Source organism: Streptomyces sp. TAA040, assembly GCF_000424845.1.
On the sequence record NZ_AUKR01000002.1, the window covers coordinates 79,131 to 95,229 of the forward strand.

A 16,099-nucleotide genomic window follows, 5' to 3' on the forward strand; every position below is an offset into this window, starting at 1 on the left:
CCGTTCGAACGATACCAGCCGGGGGCCGCCCCCGGCCGGTCACCGCCTCCGGTCAGCGCTCGGTTGCGGCCAACTGGCCGCAGGCGCCGTCGATCTCCTGGCCCCGGGTGTCCCGGACGGTGACGGGCACCCCGTGGAACTGGAGCATCCGGACGAACTCCCGCTCGTCCTCCGGCCGCGAGGCCGTCCACTTCGAACCCGGCGTGGGGTTCAGCGGGATCAGGTTCACGTGCACCCGCTTGCCCTTGAGCAGCCGGCCCAGCAGGTCGGCGCGCCAGGCCTGGTCGTTGATGTCCTTGATCAGCGCGTACTCGATCGACACCCGCCGGCCGGACCGTTCCGCGTACTCCCACGCGGCGTCCAGCACCTCGCGGACCCTCCACCTGGTGTTGACCGGGACGAGGGTGTCACGCAGTTCGTCGTCTGGTGCGTGCAGCGAGACCGCGAGTCGGCACTTGAGGCCCTCGTCCGCCAGCCGGAGCATCGCCGGGACGAGACCGACCGTCGAAACGGTGATCCCGCGCTGGGAAAGGCCCAGCCCGTCCGGCTCCGGGTCGGTCAGACGGCGGATCGCGCCGAGGACCCGCTTGTAGTTCGCCAGCGGCTCGCCCATGCCCATGAACACGATGTTCGACAGGCGCGCCGGCCCGCCCGGAACCTCCCCGTCGCGCAGCGCCCGCATCCCGTCCACGATCTGGTGGACGATCTCGGCCGTGGTCAGATTGCGGTCCAGGCCGGCCTGGCCGGTGGCGCAGAACGGGCAGTTCATCCCGCACCCGGCCTGCGAGGAGATACACATGGTCACCCGGTCCGGGTACCGCATCAGCACCGACTCGACGAGGGTGCCGTCGTGCAGCCGCCACAGCGTCTTGCGGGTGGTGTCCTCGTCGCACGAGATGTGCCGGACGACCTTCATCAGCTCCGGCAGCATCGCGTCCGCCAGCCGCTGCCGGGAGGCCGCGGGGATGTCCGTCCACTGCTCCGGGTCCTGGGCGTAGCGGGCGAAGTAGTGCTGCGAGAGCTGCTTCGCGCGGAACGGCTTCTCCCCGATCGCCGCCACCGCCTCACGGCGCTCGGCGGGGCTGAGGTCGGCAAGGTGCCGCGGCGGCTTCTTGGCCCCGCGCGGCGCGACGAATGTGAGTTCTCCGGGTACAGGCATGGTCCGTCCAGTGTGGCAGACGGGGAACCGTGCCCGATCCCGCCGGGAGGGCGGGGGCCGGGTGGAGCCCGTGCAGCCCGTCCGGGGCGGGCGGGATGCTCGGACGGAGACCCGCTCACGTGCCGGGCCCGGGTCAGCCGGCGCCGACGAAGAGGACCAGGAGCAGCCAGACGACGGGCGCGGTGGGCAGCAGCGAGTCCAGCCGGTCCATGAGACCGCCGTGCCCCGGCAGCAGCGAGCCCATGTCCTTGATGCCCAGGTCCCGCTTGATCATGGACTCGCCGAGGTCGCCGAGGGTCGCGCTGACGGCCACGGCGAGGCCGAGCACCAGGCCCTGCCACCAGCTTCCGCCGTCGATCAGCAGCTCCATGCACAGCACGCCCGCCGCCATCGCGGAGACCACCGCGCCGAGCAAACCCTCCCGGGTCTTCCCCGGGCTGATGCGCGGCGCGAGCTTGCGGCGGCCGAACCGCCAACCGACGGCGTAGGCCCCAGTGTCGCTGACGACCGTCAGGACCAGGAAGACGACCACCCGCCACGCGCCGTCGTCCGCCGCCAGCATCAGGGCGACGAAGGTGGCGAGGAAGGGCACGTAGAAGGCGGCGAAGACACCCGCGGTGACGTCGCGGAGGTAGTCCTCCGGTGGTTCCGTCATCCGCCAGACGAGAACCGCGAGCGAGGTGAGCGCCATCACCGTCCAGGCGCCCTCCGCGCCCCGGAGATACCCGGCGATCACCATCCCCGCGCCGCCCACGGCGAGCGGGACCAGCGGCGCACGGATGCCCTTGCGGTCTGCCAGCCGAGTGGTCAGCTCCCAGAGCCCGACCACCACGGCGACCACGAGGACACCGACGAACGCCTCCTTGACCAGGAAGAGCGAGGCGATGATGACCGCGCCGAGGCCCAGAGCCACCCCAATCGCGGCGCGGAGGTCGCGTCCCGCCCGCTTCCTGCCCCCCGGGGCGGAAGCGGGCGTCGGGGCGGGGGCTCCGGCCCCGGGAGCACGCGCACCGGCGTCCTGCCGGCCGGAGCCTGGCGTCGGGCCCTCGCGCTCGTCGCGAAAGCCGTCGTCGTCGGGCACGATGGGCATGGGCCGAGTCTGCGCCGTATCACCCGCGGCGTGCGCGGGACCCGCCGACGACGCCGGCCCCCGATCCGGGGGACCCCAGTATCCGGCGCTCGGGGTCGCACCCCAGGATGAGTCGTTCACTGATTCGCAGCCCTTACCTGTGACCCTGTGTGCTCCCGTCGGCTTCTCAGACCTCCAGCAGCTCTGCTTCCTTGTGCTTCAGCAGCTCGTCGACCTGCGCCACGTACTTCGCGGTGGTGTCGTCGAGGTCCTTCTCCCCGCGGCGACCCTCGTCCTCACCGATCTCCCCGTCCTTGACGGCCTTGTCGATGGTCTCCTTCGCCTTGCGGCGGACGCTGCGGATCGAGATCCGGGCGTCCTCGCTCTTGGCCTTCGCGACCTTGATGAACTCCTTGCGGCGCTCTCCGGTGAGCTCCGGGAACACGACCCGGATGAGGACGCCGTCGTTGGACGGGTTGACGCCCAGGTCGGAGTCCCGGATCGCCTGCTCGATGTTGCGCAGGGCGCTCTTGTCGAACGGGGTCACCACGGCCATCCGCGGCTCCGGCACCGAGAACGACGCCAGCTGGTTGATCGGCGTCGGCGCCCCGTAGTAGTCGGCCACGATCTTGTTGAACATCGCCGGGTGCGCACGACCGGTGCGGATCGCGGCGAAGTCCTCCTTGGCGACGACGACCGCCTTCTCCATCTTCTCCTCGGCTTCGAGGAGGGTCTCTTCGATCACCACGTGCTCCTGGTTCGATGAATGAGCGGGAAAGCCATTGTTTCCTGCACGGTGTCGGACCGGCAGGCTCTTGTCCATTTCCGTACCGCAGGCTTGCCGGGTACGGACGTGCCGCCGGGGTGCCGCCCGCGACCGTCAGCCGCGGGACTGCCGGCTGCCGACGAGCGTGCCGATCTTCTCACCCTTCACGGCCCGCGCGATATTGCCCTCGGCGAGCAGCTCGAAGACCAGGATCGGGAGCTTGTTGTCACGGCACAGGGTGATCGCCGTCATGTCGGCGACCTTGAGGTCGCGGGTAATGACCTCGTCGTAGGAGAGCGCGTCGAACTTCGCCGCGTCCGGGTTCTTGGCGGGATCGGCGTCGTAGACGCCGTCCACACCGTTCTTGCCGAGCAGCATCGCCTCGGCGTGGATCTCCAGGGCCCGCTGGGCCGCCGTGGTGTCGGTGGAGAAGTACGGCATGCCCATCCCGGCGCCGAAGATGACGACCCGTCCCTTCTCCAGGTGCCGGATGGCGCGCAGCGGAATGTACGGCTCGGCCACCTGCCCCATGGTGATCGCCGTCTGCACCCGGGAGTCGATGCCCTCCTTCTCCAGGAAGTCCTGGAGCGCCAGGCAGTTCATCACCGTGCCCAACATGCCCATGTAGTCGGAACGTGACCGGTCCATGCCGCGCTGCTGGAGCTCGGCACCCCGGAAGAAGTTGCCACCGCCGATGACCACGGCGACCTCGGCCCCGTCCCCGGTCACCGACGCGATCTCCCGGGCGATCTTGTGCACCACGTCCGGGTCGACCCCGAGTCCGCCGCCGCCGGAGAACGCTTCACCGGAGAGCTTCAGCAGAAAACGGCGGGGGGCGTCTTGTTCGGTGTCCTTGCTGCTCATGAAGATCTCCTCGTGCACATGCGAAGGAGGCCACTGCCATCGGATCCTCTCGGTTCCTCATGGCAATGGCCTCCTCGATTAAGCTGCCGTGTGACCGACCTTATCGGGGCCGGGCCCGGATCGCCGCGGACGTCACGGCGTACGGGTGCGGCTCAGGCGCCGACGCGGAAACGGGCGAAGCGCTTCATCGTGACCCCGGCCTCGTCCAGCACCTTCAGGACGGTCTTCTTGTTGTCCTTGGCGAACGCCTGGTCCAGGAGGCAGTTCTCCTTGAAGAAGCCGTTCACCCGGCCCTCGACGATCTTGGGGAGGGCCGCCTCGGGCTTGCCCTCCTCCTTCGCGGTGGCCTCGGCGACGCGGCGCTCGTTCTCCACGGTCTCGGCCGGGACGTCCTCGCGGGACAGGTACGTCGGCGCGAACGCAGCGATGTGCTGCGCGATGTCCTTGGCGGTGTGGGCGTCGGCCTTGTCCAGCTCGACCAGCACACCGACCTGCGGCGGCAGGTCGGGCATGGTGCGGTGCAGGTAGGAGGCGACGAAGCCGCCGGAGAACTGGGCGAAGCGGTCCAGCACGATCTTCTCGCCGAGCTCGGCGTTCTTCTCGTCCACGAAGGCCTGGACCGTCCGGCCGTCGATCTCCGAGGCGAGCAGCGCCTCGGTGTCGGCCGGGGAGGTGGCGGCGATGTGCTGGGCGATCGCGTCGGCGGCGGCCTGGAACTTGTCGCCCTTGGCGACGAAGTCGGTCTCGCACTTCAGCTCGACCAGCACGCCGGAGGCGCCGTCCTCGCTGATCAGCGAGGTGACGGCGCCGTTGGAGGCGGTGCGGGACTCGCGCTTGGCCACGCCCTTCTGGCCCTTGACGCGCAGGACCTCGACGGCCTTGTCGACACTGCCCTCGGCCTCGTCCAGCGCCTTCTTGCAGTCCATCATGCCGGCGCCGGTCAGCTCGCGGAGCTTCTTGACGTCAGCGGCGGTGTAGTTCGCCATGGTCGGTGAGTCTCTCTCAAGTAGATGAGGTTGAGTCGATCGGAGCGGATTGTGCGGGCGCGACGACGGGGGCCGGTGCTCGTGGCCCCGCGCCCCCGCCGTCGCGCCCTTCAGACGTTTTCCGGTGCGTCAGGCCTGCTCGGCCGGCGCCTCCGTGGGGGCCGCGGCCGGTGCTCCGGCCTCGGCGACCTTGCCGGGCTCGGCCGGCGCCACGGCCTCGGCCTCGACGGCCTCGGCGTCCTGGGCCGCCGCGGCGACCTCGGCGGGCTCAGCCGGGGTGTCGGTCGCGGTGGCGGCAGTGTCCGCCTCCTCGGCCTTGCGCTCCAGCAGCTCGCGCTCCCACTCCGGCAGCGGCTCGGTGACCTTTTCGCCACCCTTCGCCTCGGCGGCACCGGAGCGGGCGATGAGGCCCTCGGCGACGCCGTCGGCGATCACACGGGTGAGCAGGGTGACGGAGCGGATCGCGTCGTCGTTGCCCGGGATCTTGTAGTCGACCTCGTCCGGGTCGCAGTTCGTGTCCAGGATGGCGACCACCGGGATGTGGAGCTTGCGCGCCTCACCGACGGCGATGTGCTCCTTCTTGGTGTCCACGATCCAGACGGCGCTGGGCACCTTCTGCATGTCGCGGATACCGCCCAGGGTCTTCTCCAGCTTCGCCTTCTCGCGGGAGAGGACGAGCAGCTCCTTCTTGGTGAGGCCGGAGGCGGCCACATCGTCGAAGTCGATCTGCTCGAGCTCCTTGAGGCGCTGGAGCCGCTTGTGCACGGTGGAGAAGTTGGTCAGCATGCCGCCCAGCCAGCGCTGGTTCACGTAGGGCATGCCCACGCGGGTGGCCTGCTCGGCGATGGCCTCCTGGGCCTGCTTCTTGGTGCCGACGAACATGACGGAGCCGCCGTGGGCGACGGTCTCCTTGACGAACTCGTAGGCGCGGTCGATGTACGACAGCGACTGGAGCAGGTCGATGATGTAGATGCCATTGCGCTCGGTGAAGATGAAGCGCTTCATCTTCGGGTTCCAGCGACGGGTCTGGTGCCCGAAGTGGACGCCGCTCTCCAGCAGCTCCCGCATCGTGACGACGGCCATGGCCGTTCTCCTCGGTGTACTCGGTTGTCAGCGTCGGCCGGACGGCCTCGGCTCCTGACGCCCCTACGCGTGGTGCCCGCGGATCACCCGAACGGGTGCGGATCGCGGGACCGAGTTGCGCGGCCTTCCGGTGAAGGAGGCGGGGCGTGCGAAGTCGACCCGGTGACCCGGGTCGCCTTGTGAAGTGTACGGGACCCGCGAAGCAGCTCGCGACACCCGCGAGGCCGGTCCGGGAACCCTCGTGCCGGGGGCCGCACGGTACGCGGGAGCGGGCACGGCGGACGGCGGACGGGCGGGCGCCGTCCCCCTCCGGCGGGGGCGCGGCGGGTGCCCGGGCGCCGGCGGCGGAGCGCCGAGGAGGTGGGGCCGGGGGTGGCCGGGGGTGGCCGGGGCCGGGGGTGGCCGGGGCCGGGCTCGGGCGCGGCCATCCGGAGTGACGAAGTTGTCCACAACGGTCGTGTTGTCCACTGTTTCCGGTCCTCTTCCGCGGGACCCGACAGTCCGGTCCACGCTGTGCCCATGTGGCTCTCACTCCTGGCAGCACTGCTGCTCGCGTGGCCCGTGCCGGATCGGGAACCGGTACGGAACTTCGACCCGCCGGCCGCGCCGTGGGGTGCCGGGCATCGGGGCGTCGACCTGCCGGCCCCCGCCGGGCAGCCGGTGCGCTCCGTCGGGGCCGGGCGCGTGGTGTTCGCCGGGCCGGTGGCCGGCCGGGGCGTCCTGGTGATCGCACTCGACGGCAGCGGGGACCCGCCTCTGCGGGTGAGCTACGAACCGGTGCGCCCGACCGTCCCCGTCGGGGAGCGGGTTGCCGCCGGGGCGAAGGTGGCAGTCACGTCCGGTACGCCCTCGCACTGCGCCCCGGCGGCCTGCCTGCACTGGGGGCTGCGGCGCGGCGCGGAGTACCTCGACCCGATGGCGCTCCTGCGCGGCGGGCGACCGGTGCTGCTGCCCGTGCACGGTGTCCCGGTGCCGGGCGGGAGTTCGGTGCCGGGCACGCACCCGGGCGGAGTACCGGCGACGCAGGCGACGGCCTGGACCGTCACTCCCGGGGAGGGCGCAGCCGGGCACCGCCCCACGCGCGCATCGGTGGTGAACGGGAGGAAGGTCCCGCCCGGTGCGACCCGTCCCCCGACCGTGCGGAGAACGGCGGCTACGGCGGCTCCGAGGGCGGGGCCGCGGAGTACGGCCGCGGCGTTCGCCCTGGCCGCGGCGGCCCTGTGGGCGCACCGGCGCCTCCGGCGGGTGTGCGGCGCAAACAGAGCGCGAGCCGTCCAGCCCTTCGGGCCCGGGCGGCACACCGCCGGACCGGGGCCGGTACCGGTCCGGCAGGTCACGGAGGTCGGTGGGCGACGGTCCGCGGGGCGGCAGGCAGGCGGGCGTGGCCGGGGGCGGTCCTCGGCCGTCGCGGAGGGCTCGGGTGGCGCGGAGGGTTCGAGGGGCGCGGGTGGCGCGGGTGGCGCGAAGAGGGGCGTCCCGCTCAGCGTGGTCCGCGACCGCGGACGCCGCCGAGGGCCATGTCGACCGCGGCCCGGGTGATGCACTCGGGCTCCTCGGCCGCTCCGAGCTCGACCCGCCGCACGGCCGCATCGACCACGCCCTGTAGGAGCATGGCCGCCAGACGCGGCTGCTCGTGGCCGAGGTCCTCCAGCGCCTGGACCGTCATCGCGATCAGTCCGCCGTGCGCCGCGCGGATCTTCTCGCGGGCGTTCTGGTCCAGCTCACCTGCCGAGATGGCCACCACCGCGCGGTGCCGCCGGTCGCCGACCAGGGCGAGCTGCCGACGCACATAGGCCTCGATCCTGGCCTCCGGGTCGGGGGCGGCCACCATGGCCGACTCAACCTCGGCGGCCCAGACCGGGAAGTCCACCGCACAGAGCTCCTCGACGACCGCGGCACGCGACCGGAAGTACTCGTAGACGGAGGAGCGGGCCAGCCCGGTCCGCTGGGCCAGGGCCGGGAAGGTCAGCGCCTCGGTTCCCCCCTCGGACAGCAGCGATCGGGCGGCGTCGAGCAGGGCGCCGCGTTGCATGGTCCGGTGCTCGGCCACGGAGGCCGCTCGAATCCTGGGCACCAACCCACCATAGAGCCTGAGCCGAAGCAGCGTCAGGGCCGCGGCCGCCCTCCTGTCTCTCTTCGGCGCCCGGTGGGCCACGAGACCGGGCGGCCGGGCAGGGGCGGCACGGCAGCGGCCTCGGGGCCGGTCTCCGCGCCGGGCGGTCCGGGCAGCCCAGGGGCAGGTCGGCAGGAGGCTGGGCGGGGCGCGCGGTCGGCGCGCGACGCGCGGACCACGCATGAGCGGATTCTGCGCGGTGTCCGCGGCAGGGACGATTCAGCGGCCGAGCTCCGCGAGCTTCGCCCTGAGCTGGAGCACGGATTTCGTGTGGATCTGGCTGACCCGGCTCTCGGTGACGCCGAGCACCTCCCCGATCTCGGCGAGCGTCAGCCCCTCGTAGTAGTAGAGCGTCACCACCGTCTTCTCCCTCTTCGGCAGGGTGTTCACCGCACGGGCGAGGAGTCTGCGCAGCTCGCGGTCCTCGGCGATCTCCACCGGATTGTCGGCGGCGGTGTCCTCCAGAGTGTCCATCAGGCTCAGCCGGTCGCCGCTCTCACCGCCCGCGTGCAGCAGTTCCTCCAAGGCCACCACGTTCGCCAGCGAGAGCTGGCTGAACACCCCGCGCAGCTCCTCCAGCCGGATGCCCATCTCGCCGGCCACCTCAGCCTCGGAGGGCGTGCGGCGCAGCGAGGCCTCCAGCGTGGTGTAGGCACGCTCGACGGCTCGCGACTTCTGGCGCACCGATCTGGGGATCCAGTCGAGTGCGCGCAGTTCATCGATCATGGCTCCGCGGATCCGGGTGATCGCGTAGGTCTCGAACTTGATCGACCGGTCCACGTCGAACTTCTCGATGGCGTCGATCAGACCGAAGACCCCGGAGGACACGAAGTCCGACTGGTCGAGGTTCGGAGGCAGGCCCACGCTGACCCGCCCGGCGACGTACTTGACCAGCGGCGAGTAGTGCAGGATCAGCTGTTCCCTCAGCCGGTCGTCACCCGTGTCCTTGTACGACCGCCACATCTCGTCCAGCGATGCCGGGGCAGCGGTGCGTTCGGCCGCGGCGGCCTGCGGCGGAACCGCGGTGGCCGTGCAGGGAGACCCGGACGTGTGGTGGGGCATTCGTCACCTAGAACCGTTCTGCCGTGGTCGGTATATCAGTCAGCAGGAAGAACCTCGCGAGCGTAGCGTGACGAGTGAGTCGCATTGCGCGGTGGACGGGCGCCCGCCCATGCGCAGATACGTTCTTCGGCCCGCCCCGCCGGGGTACGCGCGCGCCCTCCCACCAGCACGGCTGACGGACTGGATCTGCCGTTCTGCGTGCCTGCCTTCACCCTTTCACTCCATCGCTCCAGGTCAAGCACCGATCGGTCACCTGATCGGGGTGTCCGTGTGCACGAGGTGACAATTGCCAGTGGCGCTGATGCCGCTCCACGAAGCCCAGAGCCTGCAATTCGCGCAGCCGGGCGCGCGTGCGCTCGGGTGTCGCCCCGGCGGCCTGCGCGAGCCACTCAAGGGTGACCGCGCCGCGCGCCGGGAGCGCCTCCAGCACCTGGGCGGTGGCCGGGTGCAGTACGTCCCGGATCCGTTCCGGAGCCCGGCGCTCCGGGGCGAGTTCCCCGATGCTGCCCACCAACTCGATCACCTCGGCGGCGTCGGTGACCAGCCGGCCCTCGGTGCGCAGGAGCCGGTGGACTCCGTCGGAGAGCCGGGAGGTGACCGGGCCCGGCAGCCCCATCACCTGCCGGCCCAGCTCCTGGGCCCGCCGCGCGGTGACCAGGGAGCCGCTGCGCAGCTCCGCCTCCACCACGACCGTGCCCCGGGTGAGCGCGGCGATGACGCGGTTGCGCAGCACGAACCGGCTGCGCGTCGGATGCCGGCCCGGCGGGAGTTCCGCCACCAGCAGCCCCTGGTCCGCGATCCGGGAAATCAGCTCGGCGTTGCCCGGCGGGTACGCGCGGTCGGTGCCGCAGGCCAGCACGCCGATGGTGGTGCCGTCCACCGCCAGCGCGCCCCGGTGAGCGGCGGCGTCCACCCCGTAGGCCGCCCCCGAGACGACGGACCAGCCCCGCTCGGCCAGCTCGGATCCGAGCACCGAGGCGACGTGCGCGCCGTACTGAGTGCAGGCGCGAGCGCCGACCACGGCCACGGAGCGCAGCGCGCACAGCCGCAGCGAGGCCGCACCGCGCACCCAGAGCCCCAGCGGTCCCGCGTGCCCGAGGTCGTCCAGCTGTCCGGGCCACTCGTGCTCGCCGGGGCAGAGGAAGCGCCCTCCGCTGGCGGCGAGCGCGGCGAGGTCCTCCTCCGGGCGGGCGGCGAGAGCTCGCGCCCGCAGACCCTCCCGGCGTTCCGGGCCGGCACCGGGCAGTGCTTCCCCGGAGCGCAACGCCCGCAGGGTCTCCACCGGTCCGCACTCGTCGACCCAGCGACCGAGGAGTGCGTCGCCCGGCTCCCCGACCCGGGTCAGGGCAGCCCGGGCGAGCCGCGTCTCCTCGCCGCCCGCCCGGGCGGGCGCCGTGCCCTCCGCGACGACGGCCGCGGACGGGCCGGGCGCCCAGGCGTCGGGCGCGCAGCCGGCCGGCGCAGCGGTGCCGGCCTCGCGGCCGGTCACCGCGTCGCTCCGGCGGCTCCAGCGGCTGTGGCGGCTGTGGCGGCTGTGGCGGCTGTGGCGGCTGTGGCGAGCGGGACTCCCCGGCCGACGCCCGTCCGCATCTGCAGCGCCCACTCGACGTCCTGGGCCACGGGACGGTCCCGGCCATTCAGGTCGGCCGCCGTCCAGGCGACGCGCAGCACGCGGTCGAGCCCACGGGCGGTGAGCAGGCCGCGCTCCATGTCCGCTTCCGCCTGCTGCAGGGCTCCGGGAGCCGGGGCCCACCTGTTCCGCAGCTCGTGCCCCGGGACCTCGCTGTTGGTGTGCCACGGTGTGTCGGCGTACCGGTGCGCGGCCCGTTCCCTGGCGGCCAGCACCCGCGCGGCCACCACTGCGGTGGACTCCGACGGCCCTGCGGCGGCGAGCAGTTCGGCCCGCGCCACCGGTTCCACCTCGATGCGCAGGTCGATGCGATCGAGGAGCGGCCCCGAGAGCCTGGCCCGGTAGCGCCGGACCGTCGCCGGGCGGCACTCGCAGCCGCCGGCGATCGTGCCGTACCGCCCGCAGGGGCATGGGTTGGCTGCCAGGACGAGCAGGATGCGCGCGGGCATCCGCATCATGCCCTGTGCCCTGGCGACCACCACCTGGCCGGATTCCAGCGGCTGACGCAGGGCGTCGAGCACCCGGGCGCTGCTCTCCGCGGCTTCATCGAGGAAGAGCACGCCGTTGTGCGCCAGCGAGACCGCACCGGGCCGGGGCAGTCCGGAGCCGCCTCCGACCAGGGAGGCCATGCTCGCCGAGTGGTGCGGGGCGCAGTACGGGGGCCGGACGACCAGCGGTTCGCCCGGCGGAAGCGCCCCGGCCACCGAGTGCACGGCGGTGGCCTCCAAGGACTCCTTCGAGGTGAGCGGCGGCAGCAGGCCGGACAGGCGTTCGGCGAGCATGGTCTTGCCCGCGCCCGGTGGCCCCTTCAGGAAGAGGTGGTGCCGGCCGGCGGCCGCGACCTCCAGGGCCCGGCGGGCCATGGTCTGCCCGGCGACCTCGGACAGGTCGGGAGCCCGGCCGGTCGGTACCGCGGGCGAGAGACCGGCGCCCGGGGACCAGAGCCCGGCCCGTGCGAGGTCGGGGCAGTCCTCCGCGCGCGGCTGCTCCTCCTCGGGGACCGGCTCCCCCGCCAGCACGGCGATGAGCTGACGGAGGCTACGGACGCCGAGGACGCCCAGCTCGGGGACCAGCGAGGCCTCGGGGACGGCCTGCTCGGGCACGACGACCTGGCGGTACCCGGCCTCGGCGGCGGCGAGCACGGCCGGCAGGACGCCTCGTACGGGACGGACACGGCCGTCGAGGCCGAGCTCGCCGATCATCATCAGCGAGGCCAGGCCGGCGGGGTCGACCCGGCCGGCCGCTCCGAGGATCGCGCTGGCCACAGCGAGGTCGAAGCCGCTGCCTCCCTTGGGGACCGAGGCGGGGCTGAGGCCGACGGTGAGCTTTTTCTGCGGCCACTCGGCTCCCGAGTTCACCAGAGCCGCCCTGACCCGGTCGCGGCTCTCCACCAGGGATTTGTCCGGGAGCCCCACCAGGGTGAACCCGGCCACTCCGGGTTCGAGATCGGCCTGTACCTCGACCGGCACCCCTTCGACGCCGACCAGGGCGACCGAGCACGTACGGGCGAAACCCATCTCAGGCCACCCCCTGGATGTGCTCGACCACCGGTGCTCCGCGCGGCGGAAGGACGACCCCGACGAGATCGATCCGGACACCGCCGCTCGGGATGCGGCCGTAGCGGGCCAGCCAACGCTCGCTGAGCCACCGTGCGGCGAGCCGGCGCAGCCGGGCTGCCTTGCGCGGGGTCAGCGCGGCGGCCGGATGGCCGTAGGGGCCGGGCCTGCGGGTCTTCACCTCGCAGATCACGAGGGCGTCGGCGTGCCGGGCGACGATGTCGATCTCGCCCTCCCGGCAGCGCCAGTTGCGCTCCAGGATGGCCATGCCGCGCTGCCGCAGGCGTCGGGCGGCGAGATCCTCGCCGTAGCGTCCCAGTGCTTCTCTGTCGTTCATCTGCCCACCTCCACAGCCGACTGTGGCGGCAGCGGCCGAGGAGAGTGGATCTTGCTCGCGAACTGTGGACAGCCGGGGTCTGTGGACAGCTCCGTCACCCGGGTGGAGCACGGCAGCGGTCACGGCAACGGCAGCGCGAGCGCCCCCGGGGGCGCTCCGCGCGGGTCAGCCGCTGAAGCCGGAGTCCTCGGGCAGGTTCAGGTCGCTCTTGTTGAGCTCCTCCACGTTCACGTCCTTGAAGGTCAGCACCCGCACCTGCTTGACGAAGCGAGCCGGCCGGTACATGTCCCAGACCCAGGCATCGGCCATGGTGACCTCGAAGAACACCTCGCCCTGGACGGAGTGGACCTGCATCTCGTAGTCGTTGGTCAGGTAGAAGCGGCGTTCGGTCTCGATCACGTACTTGAACAAGCCGACGACGTCGCGGTACTCCCGGTAGAGCTTCAGCTCCATCTCGGTCTCGTACTTCTCGAGGTCCTCCGCGCTCATGGCATGTTCCCCTTCAGCCGTACGTTCCCCCATTGTGCGTCAGCTCCGGCGCCGCCGTCCGGCGCGCCGTGCGACGGGCCCCCACACCGCCCCGCCCAGGATCAGCAGCGCGCCGGTGGCCACGGCGGCCAGCGCGGGCAGCAGCGGTCCGGGGGCGGACACTCCCCCGGGCAGGTCGGCGAAGACCTGCGGGCGCTCCACGAGCCCCACCCGGCCGAGCGGCCATGCGATCGCGTCCACGCGGGCCCGGACGGCGTCCCGGGGGACCGTTCCAGTACCGCCGGCCGCCAGGTGGGCCCGCGAGTCCAGCGAACCGTTCCTGCGGTCGCCGAGCAGGAACAGCTCGCCCTGCGCCACCTCGACTTCGAAGCGGGCCGGCGCTTCGGACTGCGTGCCCCGCACGTAGGGCTCGGGGACCGGCTCCCCGTCCAGCTCCAGCCGTCCGCGTCGGTCGCAGCAGGCGACGGTGTCACCGCCCACGGCGACCACACGCTTCAGGACCGGCAGGTCGGACCAGTCGCGGTCCTCGAACACCACGATGTCGCCGCGGCGCACCGCGGCACCGTCGACGCGCTGTGCGAGCAGCCGGTCCCCCGCTGAGACGGTCGGCGCCATCGAGGGCGTCGGCACGGCGAAGGGCTGGTACTGCACGGCGGCCCAGCCGAACCCGCCGAAGAACAGGACGCAGCCGAGGCCGACCGCGACGGAGGACAGCAGGCTGCCGGACCGCCGGTCCCGCGGGGCGGGGCCGGGTATCGCGGTGCAGGTCACTGGCTCTCCCGGGTCGGCGGGCTCTGCCGCAGCACCCTACCCCCGGGACGCCCCGGCGGGTCGGTCCCGGTCGGACGCGGGAGCGCCGGAGCCGGCACCGGTCGCGGCGGAGAGGGCGGCCGACAGCCGCCGGCGACGCCACAGGACGAGCGGCAACGCACCGAGCAGGCCGAGTGCGGCCGGCGCGGCGGCGGCGAGCTCCTGCTGGTAGGTGTCCGGGACGGAGAGGGTGCTCCACCGGTCGATCGGCCAGGCCACCACGACGGCCCGCCCGACGACGCCGCTCACCGGGACGCTGCCGTCGGTCGGGGCACCCTCGGCGTTCAGCCCGCTGTTCCCGTCCGGGCGGGCGGAACCGTCGGTGATCGGCTTCTCCTGGTGGTAGCGGGAGTCCAGCGAGTTCTGCCGGTGGTCGCCCATCACCCACAGGTGGTCTTCGGCCACCTTCAGCGGTCCGAAGTCACGGTCCCCGCACGGGGTGTTCCCGGGGTAGAGGTAGCTCGACTCGTCCAGCTCCACGCCGTTGACCTGGACGTTCTCGCCGCTGGCGCACTCGACGGTGTCACCGCCCAGGGCGATCACCCGCTTGATGAGGTCCTGGTCGGTCGCGGACGGCATCAGCCCGATGAAGCTGAGCCCCTTCTGCAGGAAGTTCTCCGACGCCGTGGGGGCGTCGAGCCAGCCACCCGGGTCGTGGAAGACGACCACCTCGCCGCGTTCCGGAGTGGCGCCGAACCAGGGGGTGAGTTTGTCCACCAGCACCCGGTCCCCCCGCTGGAGGGTGTTCTGCATCGAGTCCGAGGGGATCGAGAAGGCCTGGAGGAGGAACGTCTTGATGATGAGCGCCAGGACCAGTGCGATACCGATCAGGAGGGGCAGCTCCTTCCAGAAGGAGCGCTGCTTCTTGCCCGTCACGCTGTTCCCGCTGCCCTTCTCCCGCTCCCCTGCCTGCCCGGATGCGCCAGCCGTATCGGGCCCATCCGCCGAGCCGGGCCCTGTGGCCGGGCCCTGCTCCGCCTGCGGTCCGGGCCGCCCGGACCGGTCGTCCCGGGGCCGCCCCGGCCGGTCGACCGGCTCATCTCCGCCGGAACCGGAACGAGCACCGATCGCCACATCCCCCACATCCACTCCTCACCCTGCGCTGTCGCCCGGCCGTGAAACGGCGCAGGCCCACCACTCCCATAACGAGCGGGAGTTCCGCAGGAGTCGGGAGCGGCACGATTCGATTGTCCCGGTCCGCGGCTCCCGTGGGCGTCGCGCCACGGGCGTCGGGCACCGACGCATACGTCTCCGGCTCCTCCAGCCGGGTCCAGTGATCGTATGGCCAGGCGATGACCACCGCTTTGCCGAGCACGAGTTCCTCCGGAACGGTACCCCGGCCCTCCTCGTCCAGGTGCGCCCGGGAGTCGGCCGAGTTCGACCGGTGGTCGCCCAGGACGAAGATGCGGCCCTCGGGCACCCGTACCTCGAAGGGCAGTTGCGAGGGAGCGTCCCCGGGGTTCAGATACGGCTCGTCGAGCGGGGTGCCGTTGACCGTGACCCGGCCGTTGTCGTCGCAGCAGGCGACGGTGTCCCCGCCGAGCGCCACCACCCGCTTGATCAGGTCCTGCTCGTCGGCCGAGGGCAGCAGGCCGATGACGGTCAGCAGTTTCTTGCCCTGCTTGATCCCCGGCGGGTCCTCGGCGGCGGGCACGTTCTCCCCGTCGAGCCAGCCGCCCGGGTCCCGGAAGACCACCACGTCGCCCCGTTCGGCCCGCGAGCCGAACCAGGGGGTGAGTTTGTCCACCAGCACCCGGTCGTCGATCCGGATCGTCTGCTCCATCGAGCCGGAGGGGATCACGAAGGCCTGCACCAGGAAGGTCTTGAGCACCAGCGCGATCAGCAGCGCCACACCGATGAGGAGGGGGATCTCCTTCGTCGTCGACAGCCGCCGGCGGCGCTTGACGCGTCGCGCGGCCCGTCGGCGGTCGGCCCGGCCCTCCCCCGGGCCCCGCAGTGTGGAGGGCGGCGCGTAGCGCTCACCGCCACCGCCGGGAGGCCGGTGGCGCTCACCGCCGCGGGGAGGCACCCGACGGTCGGCGGCGGGAGGCGGCGGGGCATGACCGGGGGGCGGTTCGCTGCGGCGGTCACGGCCGGGAGGCGGCGCGTAGGAGGACTCGCGGCCGGGAGGCGGCGCACCGTACTCGTCGCGGCCGGGAGGCGGAGGACGGTGGC

General features: G+C 72.5%; 16 protein-coding genes. 1 reads left to right on the forward strand and 15 read right to left on the reverse strand.

The window, feature by feature from the left end; genetic code table 11:
- Positions 1-52 precede the first annotated feature (52 nt).
- From rlmN to rpsB, 6 genes are all read right to left on the reverse strand, one after another.
- Positions 53-1,159 carry a dual-specificity RNA methyltransferase RlmN gene (gene rlmN / locus H300_RS0102380; RefSeq protein WP_028426134.1) on the reverse strand — a complete coding sequence of 369 codons (1,107 nt, stop codon included), beginning with the start codon at positions 1,157-1,159 and terminating at the stop codon, positions 53-55.
- Positions 1,160-1,292: 133 nt separating this feature from the next.
- Positions 1,293-2,369 carry a phosphatidate cytidylyltransferase gene (locus H300_RS0102385; RefSeq protein WP_028426135.1) on the reverse strand — a complete coding sequence of 359 codons (1,077 nt, stop codon included), beginning with the start codon at positions 2,367-2,369 and terminating at the stop codon, positions 1,293-1,295.
- A gap of 46 nt (positions 2,370-2,415) precedes the next feature.
- Positions 2,416-2,973, reverse strand: a complete 558-nt coding sequence (gene frr / locus H300_RS0102390) for a ribosome recycling factor (RefSeq protein ID WP_028426136.1) — start codon at positions 2,971-2,973, stop codon at positions 2,416-2,418.
- A gap of 135 nt (positions 2,974-3,108) precedes the next feature.
- Complete coding sequence (pyrH, locus tag H300_RS0102395) at positions 3,109-3,858, reverse strand: UMP kinase (protein WP_028426137.1); 750 nt, start codon at positions 3,856-3,858, stop codon at positions 3,109-3,111.
- 152 nt (positions 3,859-4,010) lie between these two features.
- A complete protein-coding gene (tsf, locus tag H300_RS0102400) occupies positions 4,011-4,844 on the reverse strand; it encodes a translation elongation factor Ts (protein WP_028426138.1) in 834 nt (277 codons plus the stop codon).
- A gap of 129 nt (positions 4,845-4,973) precedes the next feature.
- Positions 4,974-5,927, reverse strand: a complete 954-nt coding sequence (rpsB, locus tag H300_RS0102405) for a 30S ribosomal protein S2 (RefSeq protein ID WP_028426139.1) — start codon at positions 5,925-5,927, stop codon at positions 4,974-4,976.
- Between the two features lie 519 nt (positions 5,928-6,446).
- Here rpsB and H300_RS32080 point away from each other — a divergent pair.
- Complete coding sequence (locus H300_RS32080; RefSeq protein WP_028426140.1) at positions 6,447-7,466, forward strand: M23 family metallopeptidase; 1,020 nt, start codon at positions 6,447-6,449, stop codon at positions 7,464-7,466.
- Here H300_RS32080 and H300_RS0102415 read toward each other — a convergent pair.
- The 9 genes from H300_RS0102415 to lepB (H300_RS29730) form a co-directional block, all read right to left on the reverse strand.
- The gene (locus H300_RS0102415; RefSeq protein ID WP_028426141.1) at positions 7,408-7,977 is read right to left on the reverse strand and encodes a TetR/AcrR family transcriptional regulator; all 570 of its coding nucleotides are present in this window, start codon (positions 7,975-7,977) and stop codon (positions 7,408-7,410) included. The two genes, H300_RS32080 and H300_RS0102415, sit on opposite strands and share 59 nt — an antisense overlap.
- 282 nt (positions 7,978-8,259) lie before the next feature.
- The gene (whiG, locus tag H300_RS0102420; protein WP_028426142.1) at positions 8,260-9,102 is read right to left on the reverse strand and encodes an RNA polymerase sigma factor WhiG; all 843 of its coding nucleotides are present in this window, start codon (positions 9,100-9,102) and stop codon (positions 8,260-8,262) included.
- A gap of 208 nt (positions 9,103-9,310) precedes the next feature.
- On the reverse strand, positions 9,311-10,591 hold the full coding sequence (gene dprA / locus H300_RS24595; protein WP_078515665.1) for a DNA-processing protein DprA: 1,281 nt from the start codon (positions 10,589-10,591) through the stop codon (positions 9,311-9,313).
- Entirely contained in the window at positions 10,588-12,249 is a 1,662-nt protein-coding gene (locus tag H300_RS24600; protein ID WP_051269359.1) for a YifB family Mg chelatase-like AAA ATPase, read from the reverse strand. The genes dprA and H300_RS24600 overlap by 4 nt, the downstream gene beginning before the upstream one ends.
- A 1-nt stretch (position 12,250) precedes the next feature.
- Complete coding sequence (locus H300_RS0102435) at positions 12,251-12,625, reverse strand: YraN family protein (RefSeq protein WP_028426143.1); 375 nt, start codon at positions 12,623-12,625, stop codon at positions 12,251-12,253.
- Positions 12,626-12,790: 165 nt separating this feature from the next.
- Positions 12,791-13,114, reverse strand: coding sequence for a DUF2469 domain-containing protein (locus H300_RS0102440; protein WP_028426144.1), 324 nt, complete (start codon positions 13,112-13,114; stop codon positions 12,791-12,793).
- A 39-nt stretch (positions 13,115-13,153) separates the two neighbouring features.
- A complete protein-coding gene (gene lepB, locus H300_RS0102445; RefSeq protein WP_486583488.1) occupies positions 13,154-13,885 on the reverse strand; it encodes a signal peptidase I in 732 nt (243 codons plus the stop codon).
- A 36-nt stretch (positions 13,886-13,921) separates the two neighbouring features.
- Positions 13,922-14,998: a signal peptidase I gene (lepB, locus tag H300_RS24605; RefSeq protein WP_078515666.1), complete on the reverse strand. Its 1,077-nt coding sequence runs from the start codon at positions 14,996-14,998 to the stop codon at positions 13,922-13,924.
- Complete coding sequence (gene lepB, locus H300_RS29730; protein WP_486583490.1) at positions 14,961-15,953, reverse strand: signal peptidase I; 993 nt, start codon at positions 15,951-15,953, stop codon at positions 14,961-14,963. The genes lepB (H300_RS24605) and lepB (H300_RS29730) overlap by 38 nt, the downstream gene beginning before the upstream one ends.
- Positions 15,954-16,099: the final 146 nt, after the last annotated feature.

What these genes read in the sequence shown, in the direction of transcription:
- rlmN (WP_028426134.1), bottom strand. Translation starts at nt 1,159, where the DNA reads ATGCCTGTACCCGGAGAACTCACATTCGTCGCGCCGCGCGGGGCCAAG.
- pyrH (WP_028426137.1), bottom strand. Translation starts at nt 3,858, where the DNA reads ATGAGCAGCAAGGACACCGAACAAGACGCCCCCCGCCGTTTTCTGCTG.
- tsf (WP_028426138.1), bottom strand. Translation starts at nt 4,844, where the DNA reads ATGGCGAACTACACCGCCGCTGACGTCAAGAAGCTCCGCGAGCTGACC.
- rpsB (WP_028426139.1), bottom strand. Translation starts at nt 5,927, where the DNA reads ATGGCCGTCGTCACGATGCGGGAGCTGCTGGAGAGCGGCGTCCACTTC.
- H300_RS32080 (WP_028426140.1), top strand. Translation starts at nt 6,447, where the DNA reads ATGTGGCTCTCACTCCTGGCAGCACTGCTGCTCGCGTGGCCCGTGCCG.
- whiG (WP_028426142.1), bottom strand. Translation starts at nt 9,102, where the DNA reads ATGCCCCACCACACGTCCGGGTCTCCCTGCACGGCCACCGCGGTTCCG.
- H300_RS24600 (WP_051269359.1), bottom strand. Translation starts at nt 12,249, where the DNA reads ATGGGTTTCGCCCGTACGTGCTCGGTCGCCCTGGTCGGCGTCGAAGGG.
- H300_RS0102435 (WP_028426143.1), bottom strand. Translation starts at nt 12,625, where the DNA reads ATGAACGACAGAGAAGCACTGGGACGCTACGGCGAGGATCTCGCCGCC.
- H300_RS0102440 (WP_028426144.1), bottom strand. Translation starts at nt 13,114, where the DNA reads ATGAGCGCGGAGGACCTCGAGAAGTACGAGACCGAGATGGAGCTGAAG.